We start from the raw sequence: 22503 nt of genomic DNA, 5'->3' as shown, positions 1-22503 counted from the left end.
CGGATGAACGCGGATTTCACGCGGATGCCAACGAGGCGCAGATGTCTCTCACGAAGGCACGGAGAGCACAAAGACCAGCGAGGCGTGATTTTAAACAGGAAGATCGGAAAGAGCGGGAAGCTTTGAATTGGCGAACCACGAAGGTCACGAAGCTTGGGAGCTTTAAAACCCTCCGTTCCTCTGTGTCCTCCGTGGTTAAATGATCAGAGGAGTGGCCTTTGCGACTTTGCGTCTTTGCGTGAGTCTCAACACGCCTCGCTGGCATCCGTGTTTCATCCGCGTCCATCCTGGCTAAATAAAATCGACGGCCCTCTTCGCCGCAGCCATAGTCACCAGCATGGCTGATGAGTCCTCCTTTCTCGTGAACGACGGCACGCCCCACTTCGGGCCGACCGTTGAGGCTTCCTACCGCAAGCTGCAAGTGCGCACGTCGATCTACGACGAGTTGCCGCCCAAGGGCGCGGGCATCCGTTTGGCCATCTACCAAGCGCAGGGTGCATGCGGCGACAACGCCACCGAGCAAAACCTCGCGCGGCTCGAGCTGGCCGTCGAAAAGGCCAAGCATTATCACGCGCAGGCAGTCTCTTTTCCCGAGCTTTATTTGCAGGGCTACACGCACAACCCCGAGACCGCGCACGCCACCGCCGAGACCTGCGACGGGCCCAGCATTACGCGTATTCGGGAGATCGCCAAGAAGCACAAGATCGGCGTGATCGTCAGCTACGGCGAACGCGTCGACCGCGAAGACCGCGCGTATTATTACGACAGCATCGCCGTCATCGACGAGCATGGCGCGCTGCTCGACAGTTATAAAAAGTGCCACCTTTACGGTCAGCAGGAGCGCGACAATTGGGACATTGGCGACAGCGAATATCCGGTCCACAAGATCGCGGGCTTCCCGGTCGGCGTGGTCAATTGCTACGAGTGCGAATTCCCCGAGCTGATGCGCATTTTGGCGCTCAAGGGTGCGAAGTTGATCGTCGGCCCCACGGCAGCGGACACGTATTACCGCCTGCCCGACGGCCGCATGAGCAGCGTGCCCTACCCCGACGTGGCCAAGGTGCAGTTCCCCGCACACGCGTATTCGAACAACCTGTTTTTCGCCTACGTGAACCGCTGCGGCTACGAAACGCGCGACGGCGACAGCTGGCACTACCGCGGCAACTCCATGGTTTGTTCGCCGCATGGCGAGATCCTCGTGGCCGCGCACAACGAGCAGGACACACTCCTCGTTTGCGACTGCGTGCCCGCCTACTACGGGCGCACCCACCCCGCCCCGGCTTATCATTATTTAAAGGACCGCCGCCCCGAGCTCTATGGCCAGCTCCTCAGCAAGGATGCTAAGTTCATCGACACCTCCAACGGCCCATTGACCGAGAGCACGGATTTGTTTGGTGGCGAGTTTAGCTACGAGTAAGGCTTACCCACGCATCGCTTTCACCGCCTTAACCGATAAGTGATTCAACCGGATCTTACCCGGGAGGCAGAGTCCGTTGGGGCCTTTTTTACACTGGCCAAGGCACTTGCACGGGCGCACGCGGAAGGGTAGATCATCGCGCGCCGCGAGCTTCTGATACAGCTTTTTGCCACTGCGCGGCTTGCCCGTCACGGAACCCGCTTTGGGCTTCGAGCATTTTCGGCAAATGAAGAGCGTTTCCACGCGGGTAACTTACGCGCCTGAGGCAGATCGTCCAGTGCAGCGGGCAAATTATTTGAGCCCGAAAAACGCCTCGGTGTTCGCCGTGGCGGTCGCTGCGAATTCCTCCAGCGATACGCCGAGCAGCTCCGCGCACTTCTCTGCAGTGTAGCGCGTGTAGCCGGGCTCACATTCCTTGCCGCGATGCGGAACCGGCGCCAGATACGGCGCATCGGTCTCGACCATCACGCGGCCAATGCCCTGCTCGACCACTGCCTGGCGGACATTTTCCGCACTCTTGTAAGTCACCACACCGGTAAACGAACCGCGCCCTCCGTAGGCGTTGAGACGCTTCATTTCCTCGGGGCCTTCAGCGAAACAATGAAAGACGACTTTCTCGCCCGGAAACTTCATGTCCTCGAGGATCGCCATGGTTTCGTCAAACGCATTGCGCGAGTGAACCACAATCGGCGCATCAAATTGAAACGCCAGCTCCAGTTGTGCGCGAAAGGCGTTGGCCTGATGCTTTTTCAGCTCGGCGGCCTCGTCGGGATACTTGGGCAGGTGGAAGTTATCGAGGCCGATTTCGCCCAACGCCACGGGCGCGGGATCATCCGCAAAATACATGGAAAGCGCCATCACGTGGTCGCGCCAACCTGCGTCCACATGGCACGGATGCAGGCCTGCGGTCCAAAAAAGTTTGCCCGGATGCTTGCGCGCGAGGTCGCGGTAGAGCGCCCAGTCGTCCAGCGAGGTGCCGATGTTGATGAAGCGGTTCACGCCGAGCTCGGCCGCACGGGCGATGATGTCGTCCACCAAACCGCGCTGGGCAAACTTCTCGAAATGACAGTGGCTGTCGATTAAATCCATGGCCGCATTGAAGGGACGCAGGCGCGCCAGCTCAATGATGATTTAATCCGACGCCAAAGTCGCTAACTCGCCCGCGCTTTGAGCCGACGGTAGTCCGTGGGTGTTTGGCCGGTGACGCGCTTAAAGCTGCGGTTGAATTGCGAGATGGATTCGAAACCGACATCGAAGGCGATCTCACTCACCCGCAGGTGCGGATTGGCCAGCATGGCCTTGGCCTTCTCCACCCGCACGCGGGACAGGTAGTCGGTAAACGTGATGCCAGTCGCCTGCTTGAAGACTTTGCAAAAATGCTTGGTGCTGGCGTTGACCGCGCGCGCCGCGTCATCGAGTGAAAGCTGATCCTGATAGCGCTCCTGGATGTATTTCTTGGCGTTCACGACGAGCATCGGGTCCGCCTCACTCTCGTCGACGGCGATGCTGTTACTGATCGTCGCCAGGTGCTCGGCAAAGGTGGAAAGCAGGGATATCATGGCGTTGTATTGCTCGCGGTCGAGCACCTTGGTGTTGAAATACGCTTCCTCCAAATGCTTCAGGTTGACCTCGCTGCCCCATTTCAAAATCTGCCTCGTGGTCTGCGTGAACTCCTGTTCGTTGGGCTGGTGGAGCAGGATCTGGCCGGTCTGGAGGAAGGCGATCAGTTGGTCGCCCACGCGGATCGGCACTGCGGTGTCACAGAGCCCGGCAAAGCAATGCAGGCTCTTGGGCTCCAGGCCAGCCTCCCGCTCAAGCTGCTCCTGCATCTTCAGGCAATTGGCGCAACCGACGTTGGTGCGCCCCATCAGTTTGCAGAAGTCGTTTTCGTCCACCTGTCCCGCCAGCGCGTTCTCGTAGGATTGCACCGGGCGGATGCCCAACGGCAGGCCCGTAGCCTTGCGGAAAGCCTTTTGATAATCCTGATAAATCTGCGTTTCCTCAATCAACGCCACCGCCCGGCGAGCATGCTCCGGCGATGTGCCGACGGAAGTCTCGGGGTTATCAACGCTATTAGCCATTTTCATACTGAGCGAGATGCGAAGAATTGCGCAACAATGGTCAGGATATGCGGAGACAATTTAGATGCGGGTATGAGAAAATCAACCCATGAATCGACGACTCGTCAGCTACCTCCGCGACAACCGGGACCACATCATTGAGAACTGGTTGACGGAGTGTGACTTACCGCCTCCGCCCGCTCATGCTGAGTGCGAAGGCTCCGTCCCCGTGGCTTTTCTGGAAGGGACGTTTGACCGCATACTGGAGCGCATCAGCGGCGAGAAGGCGCAGTGCCATTGCCCGAGCCACAAAACCCGCCTGACCATGACCGACGTCCTCGGCGTCACCTGCGCCTGCCAGACCAATCGCCTGCGCGGCTACGTGTGCCTGGAACTCCACGAAGCCGGCATCCGCGCGTTTCACGAGATCATGAACGACAACTGGGACTCCCAGCGCGAATTCAACGACTTCGACCGCGAAGCCGCCCTGAAACTCATCAACGAGTCGCTCGCCTGGATCTTTGGGCAGGAAATCTTCCGCTGCCCGAACCGTATCGGCAAAGACGACTGCCCCTTCACCCTGAATTAATTTACCGCATGGAAATTCTCTTTCTAACCGTGTTTTTGAGCACGCTTCTCGCCGGCTCGTTCCTGCTAATGTTTTGGCGGGATCGGAAAACGGAAACACACCGCAGCCTGGAGCAGGAATCCCTGCGCCCCTTTGCCGCCGAAAAACCCGTGGAGGCCAATCACCAGTGAGCACCAACATCCGCACTACCAACACCACGACCATCGAATACGACGACCAATCGGTTCGCTGGTTCCTCATTGCATCCGTCATCTGGTCGCTCGTCGGCCTGGGCGCAGGCGTGCTGATCGCCTCGCAGCTCAACTTCTTCCAGATGAATTTCAATATGGAGTGGCTGACCTTCGGGCGTCTGCGGCCCCTACACACCAACGCGGCCATCTTCGCCTTCGTGGGCAACATGATGTTTGCCGGCATTTACTACTCCACGCAACGCCTCTGTCGCTGCCGCTTGGGCAACGACCTGCTGACGAAGATTCACTTCTGGGGCTGGCAGTTCATCATCGTCTGCGCGGCGATCACCCTGCCCTTCGGCTACAGCCGCGGTAAGGAATACGCCGAGCTCATCTGGCCGATCAACATCATGGTCGCCGTCATCTGGCTCGTGTTTGCGGCGAACTTTTTCTGGACGCTCGCCAAGCGCAACGAAAAGAGCCTCTACGTCGCGATCTGGTTTTACATCGCAACGATCGTCACCGTGACGATGCTCTACGTGGTCAACCACCTCTCGCTGCCGACCAGTTTCCTGCACAGCTACCCGATCTTTGGCGGCGTGCAAGACGCCCTTGTCCAATGGTGGTATGGGCACAACGCCGTGGCGTTCTTCTTAACGACGCCGATCCTTGGCATCATGTATTACTTCGTGCCGAAGGCGGCCGGACGCCCGGTTTACTCCTACCGTTTGTCCGTCATTCACTTCTGGTCGCTGGTGTTCATTTACATCTGGGCCGGCCCGCACCACTTGCTCAACACCGCCCTCCCCGGCTGGCTCCAAACGCTGGGCATGCTCTTCAGCCTGATGCTCTGGGCGCCGTCTTGGGGCGGCATGCTCAACGGCCTGCTGACACTGCGTGGCGCGTGGGACAAGCTTCGCACCGACCCGGTTATTAAGTTCTTCGCGGCGGGCGTTACGTTCTACGGCATGGCCACCTTCGAAGGCCCGCTGATGTCGATCAAGTCCGTCAACGCGCTCTCGCACTATTCGGACTGGACCATCGGTCACGTGCACGGCGGCACGCTCGGCTGGAACGGCTTCATGGCCGCCGGTATGTTTTACTGGCTCGCGCCGAGACTTTGGAATACAAAGCTTTATTCGCAGGGCATGGCCAACCTCCACTTCTGGCTGGGCATGGTCGGCATCCTCCTTTACGTCGCGGCCATGTGGGTGAGCGGCATCACGCAGGGCCTCATGCTTAACGACACCATCGAGCAAGGCACGCTGCTGAAGTATCCGAACTTCCTCGACACCCTGCAAGCCATTCGCCCGATGATGCTCTTCCGCCTGATTGGCGGCGGCCTCTACCTGACCGGGTTCTTCATGATGGCCTTCAATTTGTGGAAAACCATGAAGAGCGGCAAGCCCGTCAACGGCACGGTCGAAGTCGAATCCTCAATGGAGGAAATGACCGGCAGCGCCACGAAGTTCCGCGGCTACCTGAATCCGCCAGTCATCTACAGCGTGCTGATCCTCGGCTCCGGCGCGATGTTGATCTTCGGCAAAGGTCCGGTCTTCCTCGTCGGCATTTTCTTCACCGGCGTCTTCACGCTGGCCGCGATTTCGCACTTCGAATTCAGCGGCGCCAAATGGAGCGAGTGGTATGACCAACTCCTCGAGCACGGCCTCACGTTTACCGTGCTGACCATCATTGCGGCGGCCATCGGCGGCATGGTGCAGATCATCCCCACCGTCACCATGCAGCGCGCGGGCAACATCGAAGGGCGCCTGCAAATTCCTTACACCTCACTCGAGCTCACCGGCCGCGACATCTACATCAGCGAAGGTTGCTACAACTGCCACTCGCAGATGATCCGCACGATGACGCCTGACATCCTCCGCTATGGTCCCGAGAAGGGCCAGGGCTACTCACGCCTCGGCGAATCCATTTACGACCACCCGTTCCAATGGGGCTCCAAACGCACGGGGCCGGATCTCGCCCGCGAAGGCGGGCCGATCCAGGAAGGTTCCGAGCTCATGCGCGTGGGCAAGCGCTCGAACGACTGGCACTACCTGCACCTCGTCAACCCGCGCCAAGTCTCCGACGGCTCCAACATGCCAAACTACGAGTGGCTGCAATTCAAGGACGCCAAGACCGGCACGCTCATGTCCAAGATCAACGCCATGCGCATGCTCGGCGTCCCTTACGACATCGGTTTGTCCGAAGAAGAAGTCATGGCCGAATACAATATGCAGGCGCAGGAAATCGTCGATGACCTCGCCGAGAGCGGCGTCTTCGTCGAAAAGGAAAAGCAAATCGTCGCCCTGGTCGCTTACCTGCAAAAACTCGGCGCCTACGAAATCAAGGACTCCAAGCAAAAACAGGAGCAGGACGAGGACGCCGCCCTTCCCTTTGATACTGTCGCCACCGCAACCCCAGCCAACAACTAACCCAGCACCGTTATGTTCAAGCGAATCGTTTACGACAACTGGACCAACATCGTCCCCGTTCTTTCCTTCTGGCTGACCTTTGGCGTGTTCATCGCCATCACGGTCCGCGCCCTTTGCTTCAAGAAGGATTTCGTTCAACACATGGGCAATCTTCCCCTCGAGGATGACAACCAGGAAGCTGAACCAAGAGCATGAGCCACGACACATCCAACGTAAAACAGGAAGACCTGCCCGAAGGCGTGATCCTCAAGGATCATACCTACGACGGCATTCAGGAGTATGACCAACGCCTGCCGCGCTGGTGGCTCATCACGCTCTATGGCGCCATCATCTTTGCAGCCGGTTATTTCCTCGTAACACAGTATTACTCTGGATCGCAAAGTAACGCCGAGCGCGTTGAGTCCGAGATGAAAAAGATCGACGCCATCAGGCTCGCGAACTCCATCGACGTAACGAACAATGACCTGTTCTGGGACATGAGCCAGAACGCCACGTTTGTCAGCGCAGGCGAAAAGATCTTCCAGTCCAATTGCATTCCCTGCCACGGAGCCGATCTCAAGGGCGGCATCGGCTTCAACCTAGTGGACGGCGAATGGGTCCACGGAGCCAAGCCTTCCGAGATCTACATCACCGTGTTCGACGGCGTTCCCGACAAGGGCATGCAGGCCTGGGGTCCAGTGCTTGGCCAAAAGCAGATCACCGAAGTCGTCGCCTACGTGATGAGTAAGAACGACGAAGCCACACTTCGCCAAGCCGGCCAAAACTAATCGAATCAATGGCCGCAACCGCCAGCAACAAGAAGCCGATTCGCGAGTCCGTCACGACGATCAATCAGGACGGCTCGCGCTTCTTCCTGCACCCGGCGGACGTGAGCGGCAAGTTTACTTTGCTTCGCAGAGTAACCGCCGTCCTGCTGATACTGGTTTACATCGCACTGCCATGGATTCCCATCAATGGCTACCCGGCAGTGTTCCTCGATGTCGCCCAGCGGCGCTTCCATTTGTTCGGCCTGACCTTTGCTGCGCAGGACATGTGGATGGCGTTCTTTTTCATCACCGGCCTTGGCTTCTCGCTCTATGTGGTCACAGCGCTTTTCGGCCGCATCTGGTGCGGCTGGGCCTGCCCGCAAACCGTTTTCCTGGAGCACGTTTACCGGCGCATCGAGCGCCTCATCGAAGGCGACCATCACGCGCGCAAAAAACTCGACCAAAAGGATTTTGATTCGCACAAGGTCACGCTGCGCGTCATCAAGCACACGCTGTTTATCGGCGTATCATTACTCATCGCGCACATTTTCCTGTCGTATTTTGTTTCGATCCGGCAGCTCTATTCGTGGATGACGCACAGCCCACTGGAGCACTGGAGCTCCTTCCTGTTTGTGCTCATTGCCACGGCCGTCATTTACTTTAATTTTTCCTGGTTCCGCGAGCAACTCTGCCTCGTTATCTGCCCTTATGGCCGCCTGCAATCAGCACTCATCGACGACGACTCCATTGTTATCGGCTACGATGAAAATCGAGGCGAACCACGCGGCCCAGCGAAGAAAACCGACATCGGCGACTGCATTGACTGCCGTCGTTGCGTGCAAGTCTGCCCCACCGGCATCGACATTCGCCAAGGCTTACAGATCGAGTGTATCGGCTGCGCAAACTGCATCGACGCCTGCGACGCCATCATGAGCAAACTTGGCCGCGAAAAAGGCCTCGTTCGCTACGACTCCATGAACGGCCTTGGCGGTAAAAAGACGCGCATCATCCGCCCTCGCTTATTCCTCTATGGCTTCCTCATGTTGCTTGGACTCGCGGCCATGGCCTTCTCCGCCACGAAGCTCAAGAGCGCCAATATGAACGTGGTCCGCATGACCGGCTCGCCCTACTTCATCACCGACACCGGCCTGCGCAACCAATACATGGTGCGCATCATCAACAAGCAGGACAGCGAGCAAACCTACACCATCATCGCCGCTGCGCCTGGCCACAACGTAACCGTGGATGGCGCCGATAAACCCGTGCCCGTTGAAGCCATGGGGGAAGTTGTCCAACCCATCGTTGTCACCATCAGCAAGGCGGACTATCAGGGCAAGTTTCCCGTGACCATCGAACTGCTCAGCGCGGACGGCGAAGCCATCATCACCCGCGAAACCGAATTCCTCGGCCCCGACCCCAGACTTTTCCAAGAGCATGAAGCAGCCAAATAAAGCCAAGAAATTCAAGCTGTCACTTTGGATCCCCGTGACACTCGCGTTCATCGTGCTCATCGCAGCATGGACCACGCTCATCATCATCGCCAAGAAGAACCCGACTGAAACCGTGCCGCTCGAAAACTCTGCAATGCAAAGTAACCACGCAGAATAATCAACATGGCCACCACCAGCAAAACGCATTGCGACCACTGCGGCACGCCCTTCAGCCCAAAGGACAGCGAGCGCTTTTGCTGCCATGGTTGCGCCTATGTGTATCAACTGCTGCACGATGTGGGCTTCACGCGATTCTATGATTTAAAGGGCGGCCAAGCCACGCCGCCGGTCGGCTCACGTGCGTTTCGAAACGTGGACACGACCTGGCTCAGTGAAGCGATCACTCAAGTCGAAAGCGAGGCGACGGGGCAATGTGTCGAAGCCAGCTTTGGCGTGCGCGGCATTTCCTGCGTGGGCTGCGTGTGGTTGATCGAAGCAATCTTCGCCGCTCAGCCCGGCGCGCGCACGATCCACATTGACGCCCGTCGTGGCGCCATCCGCCCGCGCTGGGACGTTGGTCAATTCGACGCGGCTAACTTCGCCCGCGAGCTACAAAAGCTGGGCTATGAAATCGTCCCCGAGCCAGACAAGAGCGAGAAAGCCAACGTCTCGCGTGATGTCGCCTACCGCATCGGCATCTGCGGATTCTTTCTGCTCAACACCATGCTGTTCACGCTGCCGGGTTATCTCGGCATGGAGCCTGATTACTTTCTCGCGCCTTTGTTTAACCTGCTCGGCGCGCTCTTTGCGACACTCAGCCTGACCTTTGGCGGCAGTTATTTCTTCAAGCGCGCTACGCAAGCTTTGCGACACAAAGTATTGTCAATCGACTTCCCCATTGCACTGGGCTTGGGCGTGGCCTACCTCGGCTCCATGCTCGGATGGCTGGCTGGCGCCGCTAACTTGATCTATTTCGATTTCGTCGCCACGTTCGTCTTCCTGATGCTGGTGGGGCGCTGGCTACAAGAGTTTGCTCTGGAGAAAAATCGCCAGCACCTCAACAAGCGCCACGCTGAGAACCAATACGTCACGATCTACGGTGGCGCCGAAGACGGAGCCCGCAAGCCCATTGAAAACGTCAAACGCGGTGACGCGTATATGGTGGCCCCCGGCGAGTTAAACCCCGTCAGCTCACGCCTGCACACCGACGCATCCCTCAGCCTCGAATGGATCAATGGCGAACCTGAACCGGTCGCCTGGAAGGCGCAACAAACCGCCCCCGCTGGCGCGATCAACGTTGGCCTGGCTGCCGTGGCGATGACCGCCGAAGAGTCTTGGAAAGACAGCCTTCTCGCCCGTCTGTTGGAAGCGCCACAAGATAACTTCCACACCAAGCGCCTGCAACGCGTGCTCACAATTTACATCGGGCTAGTCTTGGGCATTGCCGTTCTTGGCGGTCTGGGTTGGCTCATCGCGGGCGGCGGTATGATCAACGCGCTACAGGTCTTCATCTCAGTCCTCATCGTATCCTGCCCCTGCGCACTCGGCGTTGCGCTGCCCATGACGGATGAACTTTGCCAGACAAAGTTAAGACGCGACGGGCTCTTTGTTCGCAACCACAGCATCTGGGAGCGGTTGCGCCAGGTGCGCACTATCGTTTTTGATAAAACTGGAACGCTGACGCTGGAAACACCGCGCCTCCTCAACGCCTACATCCTGGATCGGCTTAGTGCAAACGCCGCGCTTTCGCTGTATCAACTGGTGGAAAACAACCTGCACCCCGTGGCGCGCTCCATTCGCGAAAGTCTGCTGTTGCGTTATCCCTCGCTGCAGTTGCAAGGCGCATCCCACGCCGTCAAAGAAGTTGTCGGACAAGGCGTTTATTTCTGCTCGGACACTGGCGAGCACTGGAGCTTGGGCAAGCCCGGCTGGCATCCGACAAACGATCAGCCAGAAACTTTGCAACGCAAAGTAAGCACCGTGGAGTTCCGCTGCAACGGGACAATCATCACCGCTTTTGAATTCGAGGAAGACATCCGCGACGACGCCCGCGAGGCCATTGACTGGTTGAAACGGAAGCAGTACGACATCGCAATCCTCAGCGGCGACGCGCAAGACAGCGTTGGTCGCATCGCGCACCTGCTCGGCATCGATTCCCCACGGGCGCGCGCTCAATGCACGCCCGATCAAAAGGCAGACTGGATTGGCCAGTACGCGCCCGACTCCGCCATGATGATCGGCGACGGCGCCAATGATCGCCTGGCGTTCGACCGCGCGATCTGCCGCGGCGCGCCGATTGTCGACCGCAGTTTGCTCGAAGCCTCGGCGGACTTTTTCTTCTTTGGCCGCAGCATCAGTTGCCTGCCAAACCTCCTGCGCGTCGCCCATCAGCGGAAGCAAGCAGTCAGCGCGATCTTCGCCCTGGCGATCGTTTACAATGTCATCGCGGTTTCGCTGTGTCTGGCGGGCGCCATGCATCCGCTGCTCGCCGCAATCCTCATGCCGCTCAGCTCCATCGTCACGCTGCTCGTGCCATGGCGTTGGTTAAGTAGCTAATAAGCACCCGTAATACGCGCATTTTTCTTTATAATTTACTTGAATCATCGCGGCGCTTAATATTCGATTTCCTAATACACCTACCGCGATGGAAAAAGTAATCTTTAACAACAACGTCTTGCGCGACGGCCACCAAAGCCTCGCCGCAACACGCATGAAGACCGAGCAGATGCTGCCGGTTTGCGAGGACCTCGACGCCATCGGTTTTGGCGCGCTCGAGACCTGGGGCGGCGCCACCATCGACTCCGGACTCCGTTTTCTGGATGAGTTTCCCTTCGACCGCCTTGACGCCCTGAAAAAAGCCTGCCCGAAGACCCCGCACATGATGCTGCTGCGCGGGCAAAACATTGTCCAATACGCGCACTTTCCCGATGAGGTCGTCACGGCGTTCATCAACATGTCCGCCAAGCACGGCATGGACATCTTCCGCATCTTTGACGCGCTGAACGACCCGCGCAACATGCAGACCGCGATCCAGGCCACCAAGGCTGCGGGCAAGCAGGCGCATGGTACGATTTGCTACACCACCAGCCCCGTCCACACGACGGCTAAGTTCATCGAGCTTGGTTGCCAGCTGGAGGAAATGGGCTGTGACGCCATCGTCATCAAGGACATGGCCGGCCTCATCCCGCCCATCCACGCCCAGGCAATCATCAAAGGCCTGAAAAAGCAGATCAAAATTCCGGTGTGGATTCACACACACGACACCGCCGGCCTTGGCGCGCCGACTTACCTAGCAGCAGTCGACGCCGGCGTCGACGCCATCGACTGCTCCGTGGTTCCCTTCGCCAATGGCACCGGCCAGCCTGACACTGTGCGCATGCTCGCGCTGCTGAAAGAACATGCGCGCTGCCCGGACTTTTCCAAGGAAGATTACGAACGCCTGGGCCGCATCCGCGCGCACCTCAACGGCGTGTATAAAGAACTGTCCGCCTTCACTTCGCACGCCAACGAAATCGTCGACAGCGACACCTTGCTTTACCAAGTGCCTGGCGGCATGTTGTCCAATTTCCGCGACCAGCTAAAGCAGCAAAAGATGGAGGACAAGTTCGATGAAGTCTTCGCCGAAATCCCCGTTGTCCGCGAAGCGTTGGGCTGGATTCCACTCGTCACGCCGACCTCACAGATCGTCGGCATGCAGGCGTTCCTCAACGTGAAGTTCGGCCGCTGGAAACAAATTTCCCCGCAGGCGGCGGACATCGCACTTGGCTATTACGGCGTCACCCCCGCGCCGGTGAATCCCGAGATTCAAAAGCTGGCCGCCAAGCAAGCGGGCAAGGACCCCATTACCTGCCGCCCAGTCGACGCCCCCGGCTCCAACCACACCATGATGGCTGATCTGCGCAAGCAACTGCAAGACGCCGGCATCCCCGACGACGACGAACACTGCGTCATCCAGGCAATGTTCCCCGCGCAGCTCGCCACGCATTATAAAAACAAAAACCAGCCCAAGGAAACTGCACCCCCAGCGACAACTCAGGCAGCCGCGCCAAGTGAACCGGCGCCCGCCAAACCCGCTGTAGCGCCTTCCGCCAACGCCCGCCAATACGCGCTCACCATCGACGGAAAGCGCCTCGAAGTAGCCGTTGAAGAATTATAATTTTCTAGCCGTCTTCCCCTCGAAGATATCCCCGAATAAAGTAGTAGTAGTATAACAGTAGTAGTAGCAGTAGTAAGAAAGAGATGTCCATCGCAACCAAAAGAGGCGACCAGGGAACCACATCATTGGTCTTTGGAAGGCGAGTGGCGAAAGACCACCCGCGAGTCGTCTCCTATGGAACGGTGGATGAGTTAAACTCCGCGCTCGGGCTCTGCCGCGCTCATGCAGCCGGCAGCCGAGCACGTGAGTTTATTCTCGCTACCCAACACGAGCTGATCAGCCTCATGGCCGAGCTGGCCACCGACAACGCCGACCAACAGCGCTATCAGGAAAAATCCAAACATCCTATAACCAAGGAAAACCTGGCCCGAATCGACGAGCTGATTACTTCGCTCGAAAGCGAAGCCGGCGGATTCGAAGGCTGGATACTGCCTGGGGAAAACGCTGCTCAGGCCTTCTTTGACCAAGCGCGCACCACCTGTCGCCGCGCCGAGCGCATGGTTGTTACTTTGCAATCCAAAGGCGGCGTTGTGCGCCCCCTGCTCTTACAATATTTAAATCGGTTGGCCGACGCCCTGTGGCTTCTCGGTCGAGACTGCCTCCGGTAAAGCCACGCGGAAATACTTTGCATCGCAAAGTAAGGTTTATCCGGTGTAGTTTATTTTCTTCAGAAAGCTGCGAAAACGAATCATCGCCGGGTAATAACCATCGAAGACAGATCGCGTTTTCGGCTCCAGCTGTTTCAGAGAATCCAACAGGAGACTCATCATGTTCGCGGCCTCATCCCGAGACCAGCGATGATCAGCCGATATATCGAACAATTCCTTGAGCATGGGTCGCGCCTGCGAACGCTTCTCTTTGCGTGATCCTTCACCATGCACGGCTATCAGGGCGTTGGCCCCCGTCCAGGTCAGGCAGCGGAAGAAATCGGAATCAGGGTCCGACATGCAGCGCTGCAACGCCTTGGCCTGATCGACATTGCCAGCCTGCGCGCAACGGAAGGCGAGGTAGCCAAACGGGTGATCGGAGCCAAATTGAATCGAGCGATTCTGGATCTGCGCCTGCGCTAATTCATCCGCCGACTGCCAATCTTTAAGCGCTACGTAGGCGAAGAGCAGGTTGTTCAACATCCAAAGCTCGATCTCTCGTTCACGCCAATTACTCATCCACGCAACGGCGTCCCGGTAACGACGATGCCCCACGAAGCACTGCCCGATATTCCCCCAGGCCACGCCATCCCGCTCCGCCAGATCCTTAAACTTTTTGAACAGCCTGCGGAATTGGCGATACGTTAAATTACTGTCATTCACGTGGTAGAACAGCGCCTGCATCGCGGCAGTCTGTAATGCTTCACTCTGCGGCTCGATCAATGAAGCTAAACCAAGCTGCTTCAGCTCGACTTTCACCTCGATCAACAACCGCAGCGCAGGCTCCGATATATCGCCTTCGGTCGCCCGCCGGGAAAACGCCTTAATGAGCATGCCGCCTTTGGAGCGCCGACGCATGGCATCGTAAAGGTAGCGCAAGTGCTCCTGCGGAATGTCCTCTTCCACGGCGAGCTTGGGCAACTGCTGCTTAAGATCTTTCCAGCGCTTGCGCTGCGTTTCGATCAGCGCTTGAAAGAGCATGCCGCGCGCTTCGCCCAAGGCGTCGCTGAAACGGTTGGCGACCTCCTCGGCCTTCACGGTTTCTTCGGAGTCGAAGTGCAGGAAAAACAGCCGGTTCGCGGCAAAAGTATAGTCTTCGTCGATCTCCAGCGCCTCGCGCAACAAGCGTTTGGCTTCGCCGTATGCCTCCTTCTCCTGCGCGGCAATCGCGCCGTAGCCCTTGCCCACCGAGTCGTCTGGAAAGCGTTCAAAAAAGACGTTGGACTCCCGGCTGAGATCGCCCCAGCGCTCCAGCTCGCGCAGCCATTCCAGCACGCGTTCGCCGCCCCAGTAGTAGTTGGGATAGTTGTTCCAAATCTCCCGCATTTCCTTGAGGGCGTCTTCCAGCTTGCCCTCTTGTGCGAGCACCCAGGCGCGCCGCCCCAGCAAATTAAAAGGCGTGTCCTCCCCAAATGCGGGCGGCACACAAGCCTCGCGGGCTTCGTCAAACTTGCCAGCGCGCGTCAGCAGCACCGCCTTGTAGTCAATGGCGTCGGTGAGCCGAGCGTCGCGAAGCAAGGCCTGGTCAATGGCCTCAAGACATTCATTGATCCGGTTTTGCTCATCCATCGCACGGGCAAGCATCATCCAGGGGCGCGATTCACCCGGGCAACGCTCGGCCATTTCCAGCGCGAGCGCCTCGGTCTCCTCGGCCTTGGCGTAGGACTCCAGCGTATCCCAGCCCCAGGAGTAATTGGGCTCCATCGTCAGCGCTTGCTTGAGCGCGGCGACGGCCTCCTCGGTCTGGTCGAGTTCGCCCCGCACCTTGCCCAGGTAACCCCAGGATACGTAATTGTTGGGCCACCGCGCGGTCATCGCCTGGGCGACTTCGAGCGCCTCTTCGCCCCGCTTGTCCGTGGAAAGCCATTCGGCCAGTCGGGACGTGCCCCACCAATAGCTCGGGTTTTGCGTAACCACCTCACGCATCTTCGCGATCGCCTCGGTGCGCTTGCCGCTCTCCCAAAGCACCCAAGCCTGACGCCCAATCATGTTGTACGGCATGGCGTCCCGATGCGTCTCTGGCGTGGCGACGGCCATGGCCCGCTCATAATCCCCCACTTCGGCAAAATGCATCGCCAGGTCGTCGACGATGTTCATATTCCAGGGCTCCAGCTCGAGCGCTTGTTGCAACGCTTTTTCGCGCTCTGCCCGGTCTTCTTCGCGGTTCAACACATTGGCCAACATCTGCCAGGTATTTGCCTGGCCCGGACGCTCTTCCGTCAACTCCCGCGCCTTGCGGACGCATTCGTCGTGCGCGCCCCAATCGTTGAGGCTCGACCAGCCATACTGGTATGTCGGTTCAAGCGAGAGCGCTTTTTCCACCTGCTCAATCGCAGCCTGGGTATTGCCCCTTCGCGCATGCCACGCCGCCAGGTAACCATACAACGTGTGCGCCGTGGGCATGAGACGCAAAGACCGCTCCAGCAGCGCGAGCTCATCGTCTCCGCGATGGGCGGTGTTGTAGGCGTCAGCCAGGTGCTCAACCATGTCGACCCAGTGCGGGTTGATCTCCAGCGCCTTTTCAAGCGCTTCAATTTCACGCGTGGCGTTGCCCTGCACGCTCGCAATCCGGGCCAGGTTGCCAAACGATCCCGGCACCAGCGGAAAGCGTTCGCAACAACGCTCCGCAGCGGCGAGCGCTTCATCCAGGCGCCCCATATCGATCAGTTGGTAGCACAGCGCCGCATGGCAGTGCCAGAAGTCTTCGCGCTCGCTGAGCGCATCTTCCAGCCGAGCCAACACGTCCTCCGGCGGAAGGATTTGCCGGGCATAAGCGCGGAATTCCAAAATGCCGTCGCCGAACAGCGTCTGCGTTTTGATCTGCTCCCAGACAAACTCCACCGTCTCCGGCGCCTGCCCCAGGTTAATGGCCAGATCGCCCAAGCGGCCAATGGCGAACCGGTTATCCGCCTCCAATTCGATGGCGTGACGAAAGGCGCCCATGGCGTCCGCAAAGCGTGCGTCCTTTTCGTAAAGGTCGCCCAACACATTGTAGGACGACGAAGCGAGGCGGTCCTTGTCCCGTGCTTCCTCGGCAACGACGATGGCGTCGGCAATCTTTCCCTGAAATTCCAGCGCAATCGCCAGCTCCCGCCGCGCCCAGTGGTTGTTCGGGTGGAATTCTAACAGACGGCGGCACACGGCCTCGCCCTTCACGTGGTCCGTTTCCTTGAGCCAGCTGATGAACAGCTCGTTCAGGTCGTTGTGGTAGGGGAAGCGTTCACACAGCTCGTCCAGGTAATCGATGACCTGCTGCTTGCCGTCGATGCGGTGCATCGTGGCGAGGTAGGCGCGCTGCAGGTTGACGTTGCGCTCATCGCGCGAAACGGCGTCCGCATAAAGCTTGAGCGCATCTTCGTGATCGCCGCGGGTGGACGCCAAGCGCGCCGACAGCTCCAGCCAGCCGATCTCGTGAATCTTTCCTTTGGCGCGGTCTAACAGCTGCGCCGCGCGATCAAGCTGGTTTCGGTCGATGCAGCGCGAGGCAAACGAGGCCAGCAAATCGGCGTCATCCGGGCGCTTGGCCACGGCGTCTTCCAGCACACTCATGGCCTCGCCATCACGATCGAGCAGGCGCAGCATGTCGGCCAGCGTCACCGCAGGCTCGCCGGAGGAATTTCCATGTCGCTCCACCCGCTGCTTGAGCAACTCCAGGGCTTCCTCGCCCCGCTTGAAAAAGCGCGCCGCCTGAAAAAATGACCGCGCCCGGCCTTCGTGCAAATAATCCTGCGTAAAGGCGAACCGGTAGGCATGAAACGCGGTTTCACGCGCGCGGCGCCCCCAGAGCAAGTCCGCCAGGCTTTGCATCACGGCCGACGAACCGTGGTGCTCACTGTGGCATTTCCAAAGGACTTTTTCCGCTTCGGCCGAGCGACGCACGTCGTCCATTAGCAAACGACCGAGCTCCATGCGCACCGTCGGGTGGACCTCTTCGCCCTTGGTCAGCGCCTGCAGGAACTCGACACGCTCCGCCCACGAGCACTCATTCTGCATGTAGTAAAGCTCGGATAACTGCAGACGCGTTGCGTCGGGAAACTCCTTGCGCAGCGCGCGCACCGCCGCCAGACCGCGCGGCGTGTCGGCGTCGTAATTCGCAAGCAGGCGGCTGGCCGAATGCGTGAGGAAGGACTCCGGCGCCTGCTCTTCCAGTTGGGCAAACAGCTGGACGGCGCGCCCGCGGTCGTGCTGCTCCAGGGCGCGGTTGAGGGCGTAACACAGGTCGTATAGCGCCTCATCGGGCAGCTCCAGCGCCCGGAGGGCGTCGGCCTCTTCCGGCGGCGCAAAGACCAACCCGCGCGGGCCCACCCAAGCATTGTTTTCAAAGAATTTTTCCTGGATGTAATCCACATGCGTGAACGAGCCAGGCTCGCGGACCTCGACGCATTCGCGCAAGGCGTCGTAGCCAATGATCGCCTGCAGGTGGGAAAAATCCGCGCCCGCCGTCATCACCGCAAACGGATAGCCCGCATCGATGAGTTGCTGCGCGCTCTCCCACGTCACGCGAAATTCGCGGACCACAAACCCCTGGTCCTCGGCCCAGCGACGCTCCTTCCAATCAAAGGTGCCATCGTGCCAGATCTCCTCGATGATCGCAGATTGCTCCACTGCCTGGCCCCAATACCGGGCAATGCTGGCCAAGGTCGCCGGGCCGCAGGTGCGCCGGAGTTGACGGACCGAAGCCACCGGCAATCGCTTTTTGCGCGGCGGCGCGGACATTGCCCCCAGCCGCTCGGCGAACTTCTGATAATAATGCTCATTGCCCTGGGCGGCGTGCTCGCGCGCCTCCTCATAGCGGCCCAAATCGTAGTAAACATCGGCATATTCGCCGTGCAGCCACTGCGTGAAATTCTTGTCCTGAAGCGGCATCCAGGCGTCGACTTGTTGCGCCAGCTCCAGCGCCTCCTCGTGGCGATCCAGCTCCCGCACAAAGCGCAGCAGACGAATCGCGAGCTGGCCGTCCTGGTGCAATTTCAGCCCCTCGCGCAGCACGGACTCCATCAGCTCGGGCTTTTCCAGACGCTCATAGGCGGTCGCCATCAGATGACGCGCGGGCAAATAAAGCGCATCAGCCTCCAGGGCGCGTTGGGACTCCTCCAGCGTGCGCTCGTATTGTTCATCGGCGTGGGAAATACAGGCTTTGGCGTACCAATGCCGTTCGTCCGCCGGATCGGCTTCGTAGGCCAGATCCACCAAAGCTTCGGCCTGGGCAACGTCGTTAAACGCCAAACTCCGCCAGCACAGGGCGCGGTAAATCCGGGCCCGGTCCTCGCCCTCGTATTGCAGCGGATCGACCTCCCGGAGCTTACAATACGCGGCAAACGCGCCCTTGCGGTCAGCCCAAATGTGGTTCATGCGGATGATCGCGCGCGAGTCCTCCGCATGCCGCCGGTAGGTGGTGATGTCGATCAAGTCGCTCAGCCGGTCTCCCCCCAGTCGCCCGATGATGAACGAGCCCGACAACCGTGCATCGGACTGCTCCCAAAACACCGGCGAGGGCAGCTCCTGCAGTAGCGCGTGGCCATCCATGAACTGCCCGTTGTTGGCGCAATCTTCGATCTGGCTGACCGTGGTTGGATCCACAGAAACAAGCGGATGATTTCGGTCGAAGCGCGGCAGTTTGGGTATCTCGTTCTTCATGTATGGTCCGTAGGAGTCCGTCGATTAAAAGGATGCCCCCCACGCTGACTCAATAAAAAATGATACAAAATTACGGCATAAAAAAACTCCGCAACGTAAGCTGCGGAGTTTGCGAAAATTCAGACTCGGCAGTGGCCTAGAAAACCACCTGCGCCGCGATGCGGATAACATCTTCGCTCGCGTCGGCGCCGCCAAAGCTCGTGCCGTTGAAACGACCGCCGAACTGGATGTGCTCCCAGCCCGCGCCGATCTTGGCGTCCGTGCCCAGGAAGTAATAGTTCAGGCCGACATAGTAAGACTGCGCCGCATCGAAGAAGCCCTGCCCGTTGGACGTGAGCGTCGTCGTGCCAGGCTGCGCGCCACCGAAGGCCACACCAGCTTTCACCACGCTCGGGTTCACCCCGCCGCCATTGGAATCCACGGCTGAAAAACGGAAAACCGGCTCAAGCTTGCCCCAGAGATAGGTCAGGTAAAGCGTGCCGCCCCAAGGCGTCGTGTCGCCGCTGTTCAAGCCGGAGATTGATCCCGGTCCATTAACGAACGACGCTTTGCCGTTTTCCACACTGGCTGCAAAAAACTCACCCATCACGCGGAAATTGCCGTAGTCCAGCTTCGCAAAGGGGTTGACCGCGCCAATGGAGTTGGACTGCGTGATCCGGGGGCCTGAGCTGCTGTTCCAGCTGTTGCCCTCGGGCATGTAGGTGCCGTTCACGCCAAACTCATATTTGCCGTTCGAAAACTTGTCGCCATACTGCACGCCGCCGGAGTAGCCCATGTGGTTTTGGGAAGCGGTGTTGGAGGGAGCCGCGAAATTCTGGTAGCCCTGCGTCACTTCGGCAAAATATTCAAAGCCCTTCACCTGCGGCACTTCGCCCGCCCAGTAAACGCCCAGTCGGCGGGCGCCGAGGCCCAGACGCGTCGTGCCGAGGCCCGTGTTGCTCGCGGCAAAGGTGCCCGCGCCACTGCGGCTGAAGCCGCCGGTGAAGTAGTTCGTCGCGATCGAGCGATTGGGCGCCGGAATATAGCGCGAGCTGGTGTATTGCTCGAAGCCAAAGTGCGCCTTCTTAAAACCGGCCTGCACATTGCCGTAGTCCTCGAACTCCTTTTCCACGTAGGCTTTTTCCAGGTAGTTGCGCGCGGCAAAACCGTCGCCCATGTTGGCTTGAATCGTCGTGCTGAAGCCCGATCCGATATCCGCCGACACGCCAAAAATGAAGTTCGGCAGGTAGAATTCGCTGTTCGCGGCCGGGTTCGGCAGGGCGTCGTCATGGCCCGTCGCATATGCAAAGGCGAACTGGCCATACCCGGATACAGTCAGCTTCTTCACGTGCGACTTCGACACCACGCGCGGCTCGATGCCCACCGCGGCGCCCTGGATTTGATCGGCTTGCGCCTGCGTGATTACGCCCTGCCTGACCAGCTCAGAAAGCGGGATCACCCCGGATAATTCCGGGACGGGCGTCTCCTCGGCAAAAAGAGGCGCCGCCATGAACAAGGCTGCTGCGAAAATGTTAGCGTAGGATTTCATCTTGGGATTTTTGTAACAGACACGCACGCTTTTGTAACAATCGTAACAGATCAAGTGTCAATATGCCATTTATGTTACGGGAATGTTAAATGTGCTCATTTCATCTGCGAAACGGCGATGAATACCGCCAAATCCGCCATTGGAAAAGAAGACGACGCAGCGTGGACGGTCGTTTTTCGTGCGTGTGGCCTCAAATAATTCCGCCAGCAGCGAATCGAAGTCCGCAAACGCCCCACTGCACACGCCGCGCTGGTTGAGCTCGTCGGCCATGGCGGCGGTGTTCAGGCGGCGGTCTTCGGCATAGCGCTCACCGCGAAACACCGGCCCCAGGTAAACCGCGTCCGCCAGCGCCAGGGCGTCCGTAAAGCGATCCTGGAAAACATTGGTCGCTCCGGTATTGCTGCGCGGCTCAAAGCACGCCGTGATCCGGTGCTCCGGGTAACGCCGCCGCAGCGACTCCAGCACCTGCGCAACCGCCGTTGGGTGATGTCCAAAGTCTTCCAAAACAACGAGTTGCTCATCACTACGCAGACACTCCTGCCGCCGTTTGACGCCTTGATAATTCGCCAGCACGCCCACGTTGAGCGGGCAAAACGGGTCATCCGGCTTCATCGCCAGCCCCGCCGCCAACAGTGCAATCGCCGCGTTGCGGGCGTTGTAAAGCCCATGCATTGGCCACTGAATTTTTTGCCAGATTGTGCCCCGCCAGCGCAGGGTGAATGAGGCGCCGTTGACGTCCTCGCTGAAGTTTTCGATCCGCAGATCACACCCCTTGCCCACGCCGACCGAGTAGCACGCGCACCAGTCCACTGGCAGCAGCGCTCGCAGGTTTTCCTCGTCGCCATTATACAAGATGAAGCCGTTGCGCGGCACGAGCCGGATCACGTGGCTGAAGCTGCGCTGGATGTCCGCCAAGTCCCGGAAAATATCGCCATGATCGAACTCCAGGTTGTTGACCGCCAAAATGCGCGGCTGGTAATGCACGAACTTGCTACGCTTGTCGAAAAAGGCCGAGTCATACTCGTCGCCCTCGATCACAAACGGGCGGCCCGACTCGCCAGCATGAGCGCCGTTGGGCAGATCCCGTGGCACGCCGCCCACCAGCCAACCCGGCTCGGCGCGGTGCTCGCGCAGGATGTAGGCCGTCAGCGCAGAAGTGGTCGTCTTGCCATGCGTGCCGGTGATCACGATCGGTTGCCGCGTCGAAAGGGTCGTTTCTGAGAGCAGCGCGGGTAGCGACACAATCGGCAAAGCCCGTGTGGCGAGCAGCCATTCGATCTCGGGATTCCCCCGGGAAATGGCGTTGCCCACAACCACCTGATCGGGCTTCAGCGCGGCGAGGCGTTCGGGGTCCCAGCCATCTAAAATCTCGACGCCCGCATCGCGGAGCAAGTCGCTCATGGGCGGGTAAATACCGGTGTCGCTGCCGCTGACCTCATGGCCGAGCTCTCGCATCATCAGGGCGACGTTTCCCATCGCCGTCCCGCAAATTCCCATAAAGTAAAGGTGCATGCTCCACCCAAATTCCAACCGCAGCCGCCCGCAAGCGCAATTCCCAACGCGCCCGCAAATCCAGATTTCACCTCACTGCGACAATCCACCAGCGTCCCGCTGGAGCACTTTTCATCTAGATTGGCCGATCAGGCCGCAGTGATTTTTCGTGTCCAGCAAGGCGGCTTGAGCGTCGCAGG

General features: G+C 59.2%; 18 protein-coding genes. 12 read left to right on the top strand and 6 right to left on the bottom strand.

Translation table 11 applies throughout. The features are described from left to right. Positions 1-337 precede the first annotated feature (337 nt). On the top strand, positions 338-1417 hold the full coding sequence (locus RBB63_RS20925; RefSeq protein WP_309387146.1) for a nitrilase-related carbon-nitrogen hydrolase: 1080 nt from the start codon (positions 338-340) through the stop codon (positions 1415-1417). A 3-nt stretch (positions 1418-1420) separates the two neighbouring features. Here RBB63_RS20925 and RBB63_RS20920 read toward each other — a convergent pair whose 3' ends face one another. The 3 genes from RBB63_RS20920 to RBB63_RS20910 form a co-directional block, all read right to left on the bottom strand. Beyond that, on the bottom strand, positions 1421-1660 hold the full coding sequence (locus RBB63_RS20920) for a (2Fe-2S) ferredoxin domain-containing protein (protein ID WP_309387145.1): 240 nt from the start codon (positions 1658-1660) through the stop codon (positions 1421-1423). A gap of 48 nt (positions 1661-1708) precedes the next feature. Then, entirely contained in the window at positions 1709-2506 is a 798-nt protein-coding gene (locus RBB63_RS20915) for a TatD family hydrolase (RefSeq protein WP_309387144.1), read from the bottom strand. A 62-nt stretch (positions 2507-2568) separates the two neighbouring features. After that, positions 2569-3498: a PocR ligand-binding domain-containing protein gene (locus RBB63_RS20910; protein WP_309387143.1), complete on the bottom strand. Its 930-nt coding sequence runs from the start codon at positions 3496-3498 to the stop codon at positions 2569-2571. An 88-nt stretch (positions 3499-3586) separates the two neighbouring features. Here RBB63_RS20910 and RBB63_RS20905 point away from each other — a divergent pair, with 88 nt between their 5' ends. The 10 genes from RBB63_RS20905 (at position 3587) to RBB63_RS20860 (ending at position 13608) form a co-directional block, all read left to right on the top strand. Further along, positions 3587-4066 carry a hypothetical protein gene (locus RBB63_RS20905; RefSeq protein ID WP_309387142.1) on the top strand — a complete coding sequence of 160 codons (480 nt, stop codon included), beginning with the start codon at positions 3587-3589 and terminating at the stop codon, positions 4064-4066. 8 nt (positions 4067-4074) lie between these two features. Next, the gene (locus RBB63_RS20900; protein ID WP_309387141.1) at positions 4075-4236 is read left to right on the top strand and encodes a hypothetical protein; all 162 of its coding nucleotides are present in this window, start codon (positions 4075-4077) and stop codon (positions 4234-4236) included. After that, positions 4233-6668, top strand: a complete 2436-nt coding sequence (gene ccoN, locus RBB63_RS20895) for a cytochrome-c oxidase, cbb3-type subunit I (protein ID WP_309387140.1) — start codon at positions 4233-4235, stop codon at positions 6666-6668. The genes RBB63_RS20900 and ccoN overlap by 4 nt, the downstream gene beginning before the upstream one ends. Before the next feature lie 12 nt (positions 6669-6680). Next, positions 6681-6863: a hypothetical protein gene (locus tag RBB63_RS20890; RefSeq protein ID WP_309387139.1), complete on the top strand. Its 183-nt coding sequence runs from the start codon at positions 6681-6683 to the stop codon at positions 6861-6863. Next, positions 6860-7435: a cbb3-type cytochrome c oxidase N-terminal domain-containing protein gene (locus RBB63_RS20885; protein ID WP_309387138.1), complete on the top strand. Its 576-nt coding sequence runs from the start codon at positions 6860-6862 to the stop codon at positions 7433-7435. Before RBB63_RS20890 ends, RBB63_RS20885 begins: the two co-directional genes overlap by 4 nt. 8 nt (positions 7436-7443) lie before the next feature. Further along, complete coding sequence (gene ccoG / locus RBB63_RS20880; protein ID WP_309387137.1) at positions 7444-8865, top strand: cytochrome c oxidase accessory protein CcoG; 1422 nt, start codon at positions 7444-7446, stop codon at positions 8863-8865. After that, entirely contained in the window at positions 8849-9022 is a 174-nt protein-coding gene (locus tag RBB63_RS20875) for a hypothetical protein (RefSeq protein ID WP_309387136.1), read from the top strand. Before ccoG ends, RBB63_RS20875 begins: the two co-directional genes overlap by 17 nt. 5 nt (positions 9023-9027) lie before the next feature. Continuing rightward, positions 9028-11400, top strand: coding sequence for a heavy metal translocating P-type ATPase metal-binding domain-containing protein (locus RBB63_RS20870; RefSeq protein ID WP_309387135.1), 2373 nt, complete (start codon positions 9028-9030; stop codon positions 11398-11400). Between the two features lie 88 nt (positions 11401-11488). Then, positions 11489-13000 (top strand): pyruvate carboxylase subunit B, encoded by a 1512-nt coding sequence (locus tag RBB63_RS20865; protein WP_309387134.1) that lies wholly within the window; start codon positions 11489-11491, stop codon positions 12998-13000. Positions 13001-13083: 83 nt separating this feature from the next. Then, complete coding sequence (locus tag RBB63_RS20860) at positions 13084-13608, top strand: cob(I)yrinic acid a,c-diamide adenosyltransferase (RefSeq protein WP_309387133.1); 525 nt, start codon at positions 13084-13086, stop codon at positions 13606-13608. A 36-nt stretch (positions 13609-13644) separates the two neighbouring features. Here the strand turns inward: RBB63_RS20860 and RBB63_RS20855 are convergent, their stop codons facing one another. From RBB63_RS20855 to RBB63_RS20845, 3 genes are all read right to left on the bottom strand, one after another. Further along, the gene (locus RBB63_RS20855; RefSeq protein ID WP_309387132.1) at positions 13645-19284 is read right to left on the bottom strand and encodes a C39 family peptidase; all 5640 of its coding nucleotides are present in this window, start codon (positions 19282-19284) and stop codon (positions 13645-13647) included. 136 nt (positions 19285-19420) lie between these two features. Further along, the gene (locus RBB63_RS20850; protein WP_309387131.1) at positions 19421-20812 is read right to left on the bottom strand and encodes a porin; all 1392 of its coding nucleotides are present in this window, start codon (positions 20810-20812) and stop codon (positions 19421-19423) included. A 69-nt stretch (positions 20813-20881) separates the two neighbouring features. Next, positions 20882-22324, bottom strand: coding sequence for a UDP-N-acetylmuramate--L-alanine ligase (locus RBB63_RS20845; protein WP_309387130.1), 1443 nt, complete (start codon positions 22322-22324; stop codon positions 20882-20884). Between RBB63_RS20845 and RBB63_RS20840 the strand changes: the two genes are divergently transcribed. After that, a partial coding sequence (locus RBB63_RS20840; protein ID WP_309387129.1) for a hypothetical protein occupies positions 22319-22503 on the top strand: 185 nt, incomplete at its 3' end. The two genes, RBB63_RS20845 and RBB63_RS20840, sit on opposite strands and share 6 nt — an antisense overlap.

The sequence above is a fragment of the Cerasicoccus frondis genome (assembly GCA_031296915.1).
Classification (GTDB): Bacteria; Verrucomicrobiota; Verrucomicrobiia; order Opitutales; family Cerasicoccaceae; genus Cerasicoccus; species Cerasicoccus frondis.
The sequence above is the reverse complement of the archived record's forward strand: the minus strand, read 5'-3'. Positions and strand labels throughout refer to the sequence as shown.

Excerpts from the sequence above, each read along its gene's own strand:
- RBB63_RS20925 (WP_309387146.1), top strand. The coding sequence starts at position 338 with ATGGCTGATGAGTCCTCCTTTCTCGTGAACGACGGCACGCCCCACTTC.
- RBB63_RS20915 (WP_309387144.1), bottom strand. The coding sequence starts at position 2,506 with ATGGATTTAATCGACAGCCACTGTCATTTCGAGAAGTTTGCCCAGCGC.
- RBB63_RS20910 (WP_309387143.1), bottom strand. The coding sequence starts at position 3,498 with ATGGCTAATAGCGTTGATAACCCCGAGACTTCCGTCGGCACATCGCCG.
- RBB63_RS20905 (WP_309387142.1), top strand. The coding sequence starts at position 3,587 with ATGAATCGACGACTCGTCAGCTACCTCCGCGACAACCGGGACCACATC.
- RBB63_RS20900 (WP_309387141.1), top strand. The coding sequence starts at position 4,075 with ATGGAAATTCTCTTTCTAACCGTGTTTTTGAGCACGCTTCTCGCCGGC.
- RBB63_RS20890 (WP_309387139.1), top strand. The coding sequence starts at position 6,681 with ATGTTCAAGCGAATCGTTTACGACAACTGGACCAACATCGTCCCCGTT.
- RBB63_RS20885 (WP_309387138.1), top strand. The coding sequence starts at position 6,860 with ATGAGCCACGACACATCCAACGTAAAACAGGAAGACCTGCCCGAAGGC.
- ccoG (WP_309387137.1), top strand. The coding sequence starts at position 7,444 with ATGGCCGCAACCGCCAGCAACAAGAAGCCGATTCGCGAGTCCGTCACG.
- RBB63_RS20875 (WP_309387136.1), top strand. The coding sequence starts at position 8,849 with ATGAAGCAGCCAAATAAAGCCAAGAAATTCAAGCTGTCACTTTGGATC.
- RBB63_RS20870 (WP_309387135.1), top strand. The coding sequence starts at position 9,028 with ATGGCCACCACCAGCAAAACGCATTGCGACCACTGCGGCACGCCCTTC.
- RBB63_RS20865 (WP_309387134.1), top strand. The coding sequence starts at position 11,489 with ATGGAAAAAGTAATCTTTAACAACAACGTCTTGCGCGACGGCCACCAA.
- RBB63_RS20860 (WP_309387133.1), top strand. The coding sequence starts at position 13,084 with ATGTCCATCGCAACCAAAAGAGGCGACCAGGGAACCACATCATTGGTC.
- RBB63_RS20855 (WP_309387132.1), bottom strand. The coding sequence starts at position 19,284 with ATGAAGAACGAGATACCCAAACTGCCGCGCTTCGACCGAAATCATCCG.
- RBB63_RS20850 (WP_309387131.1), bottom strand. The coding sequence starts at position 20,812 with ATGAAATCCTACGCTAACATTTTCGCAGCAGCCTTGTTCATGGCGGCG.
- RBB63_RS20845 (WP_309387130.1), bottom strand. The coding sequence starts at position 22,324 with ATGCACCTTTACTTTATGGGAATTTGCGGGACGGCGATGGGAAACGTC.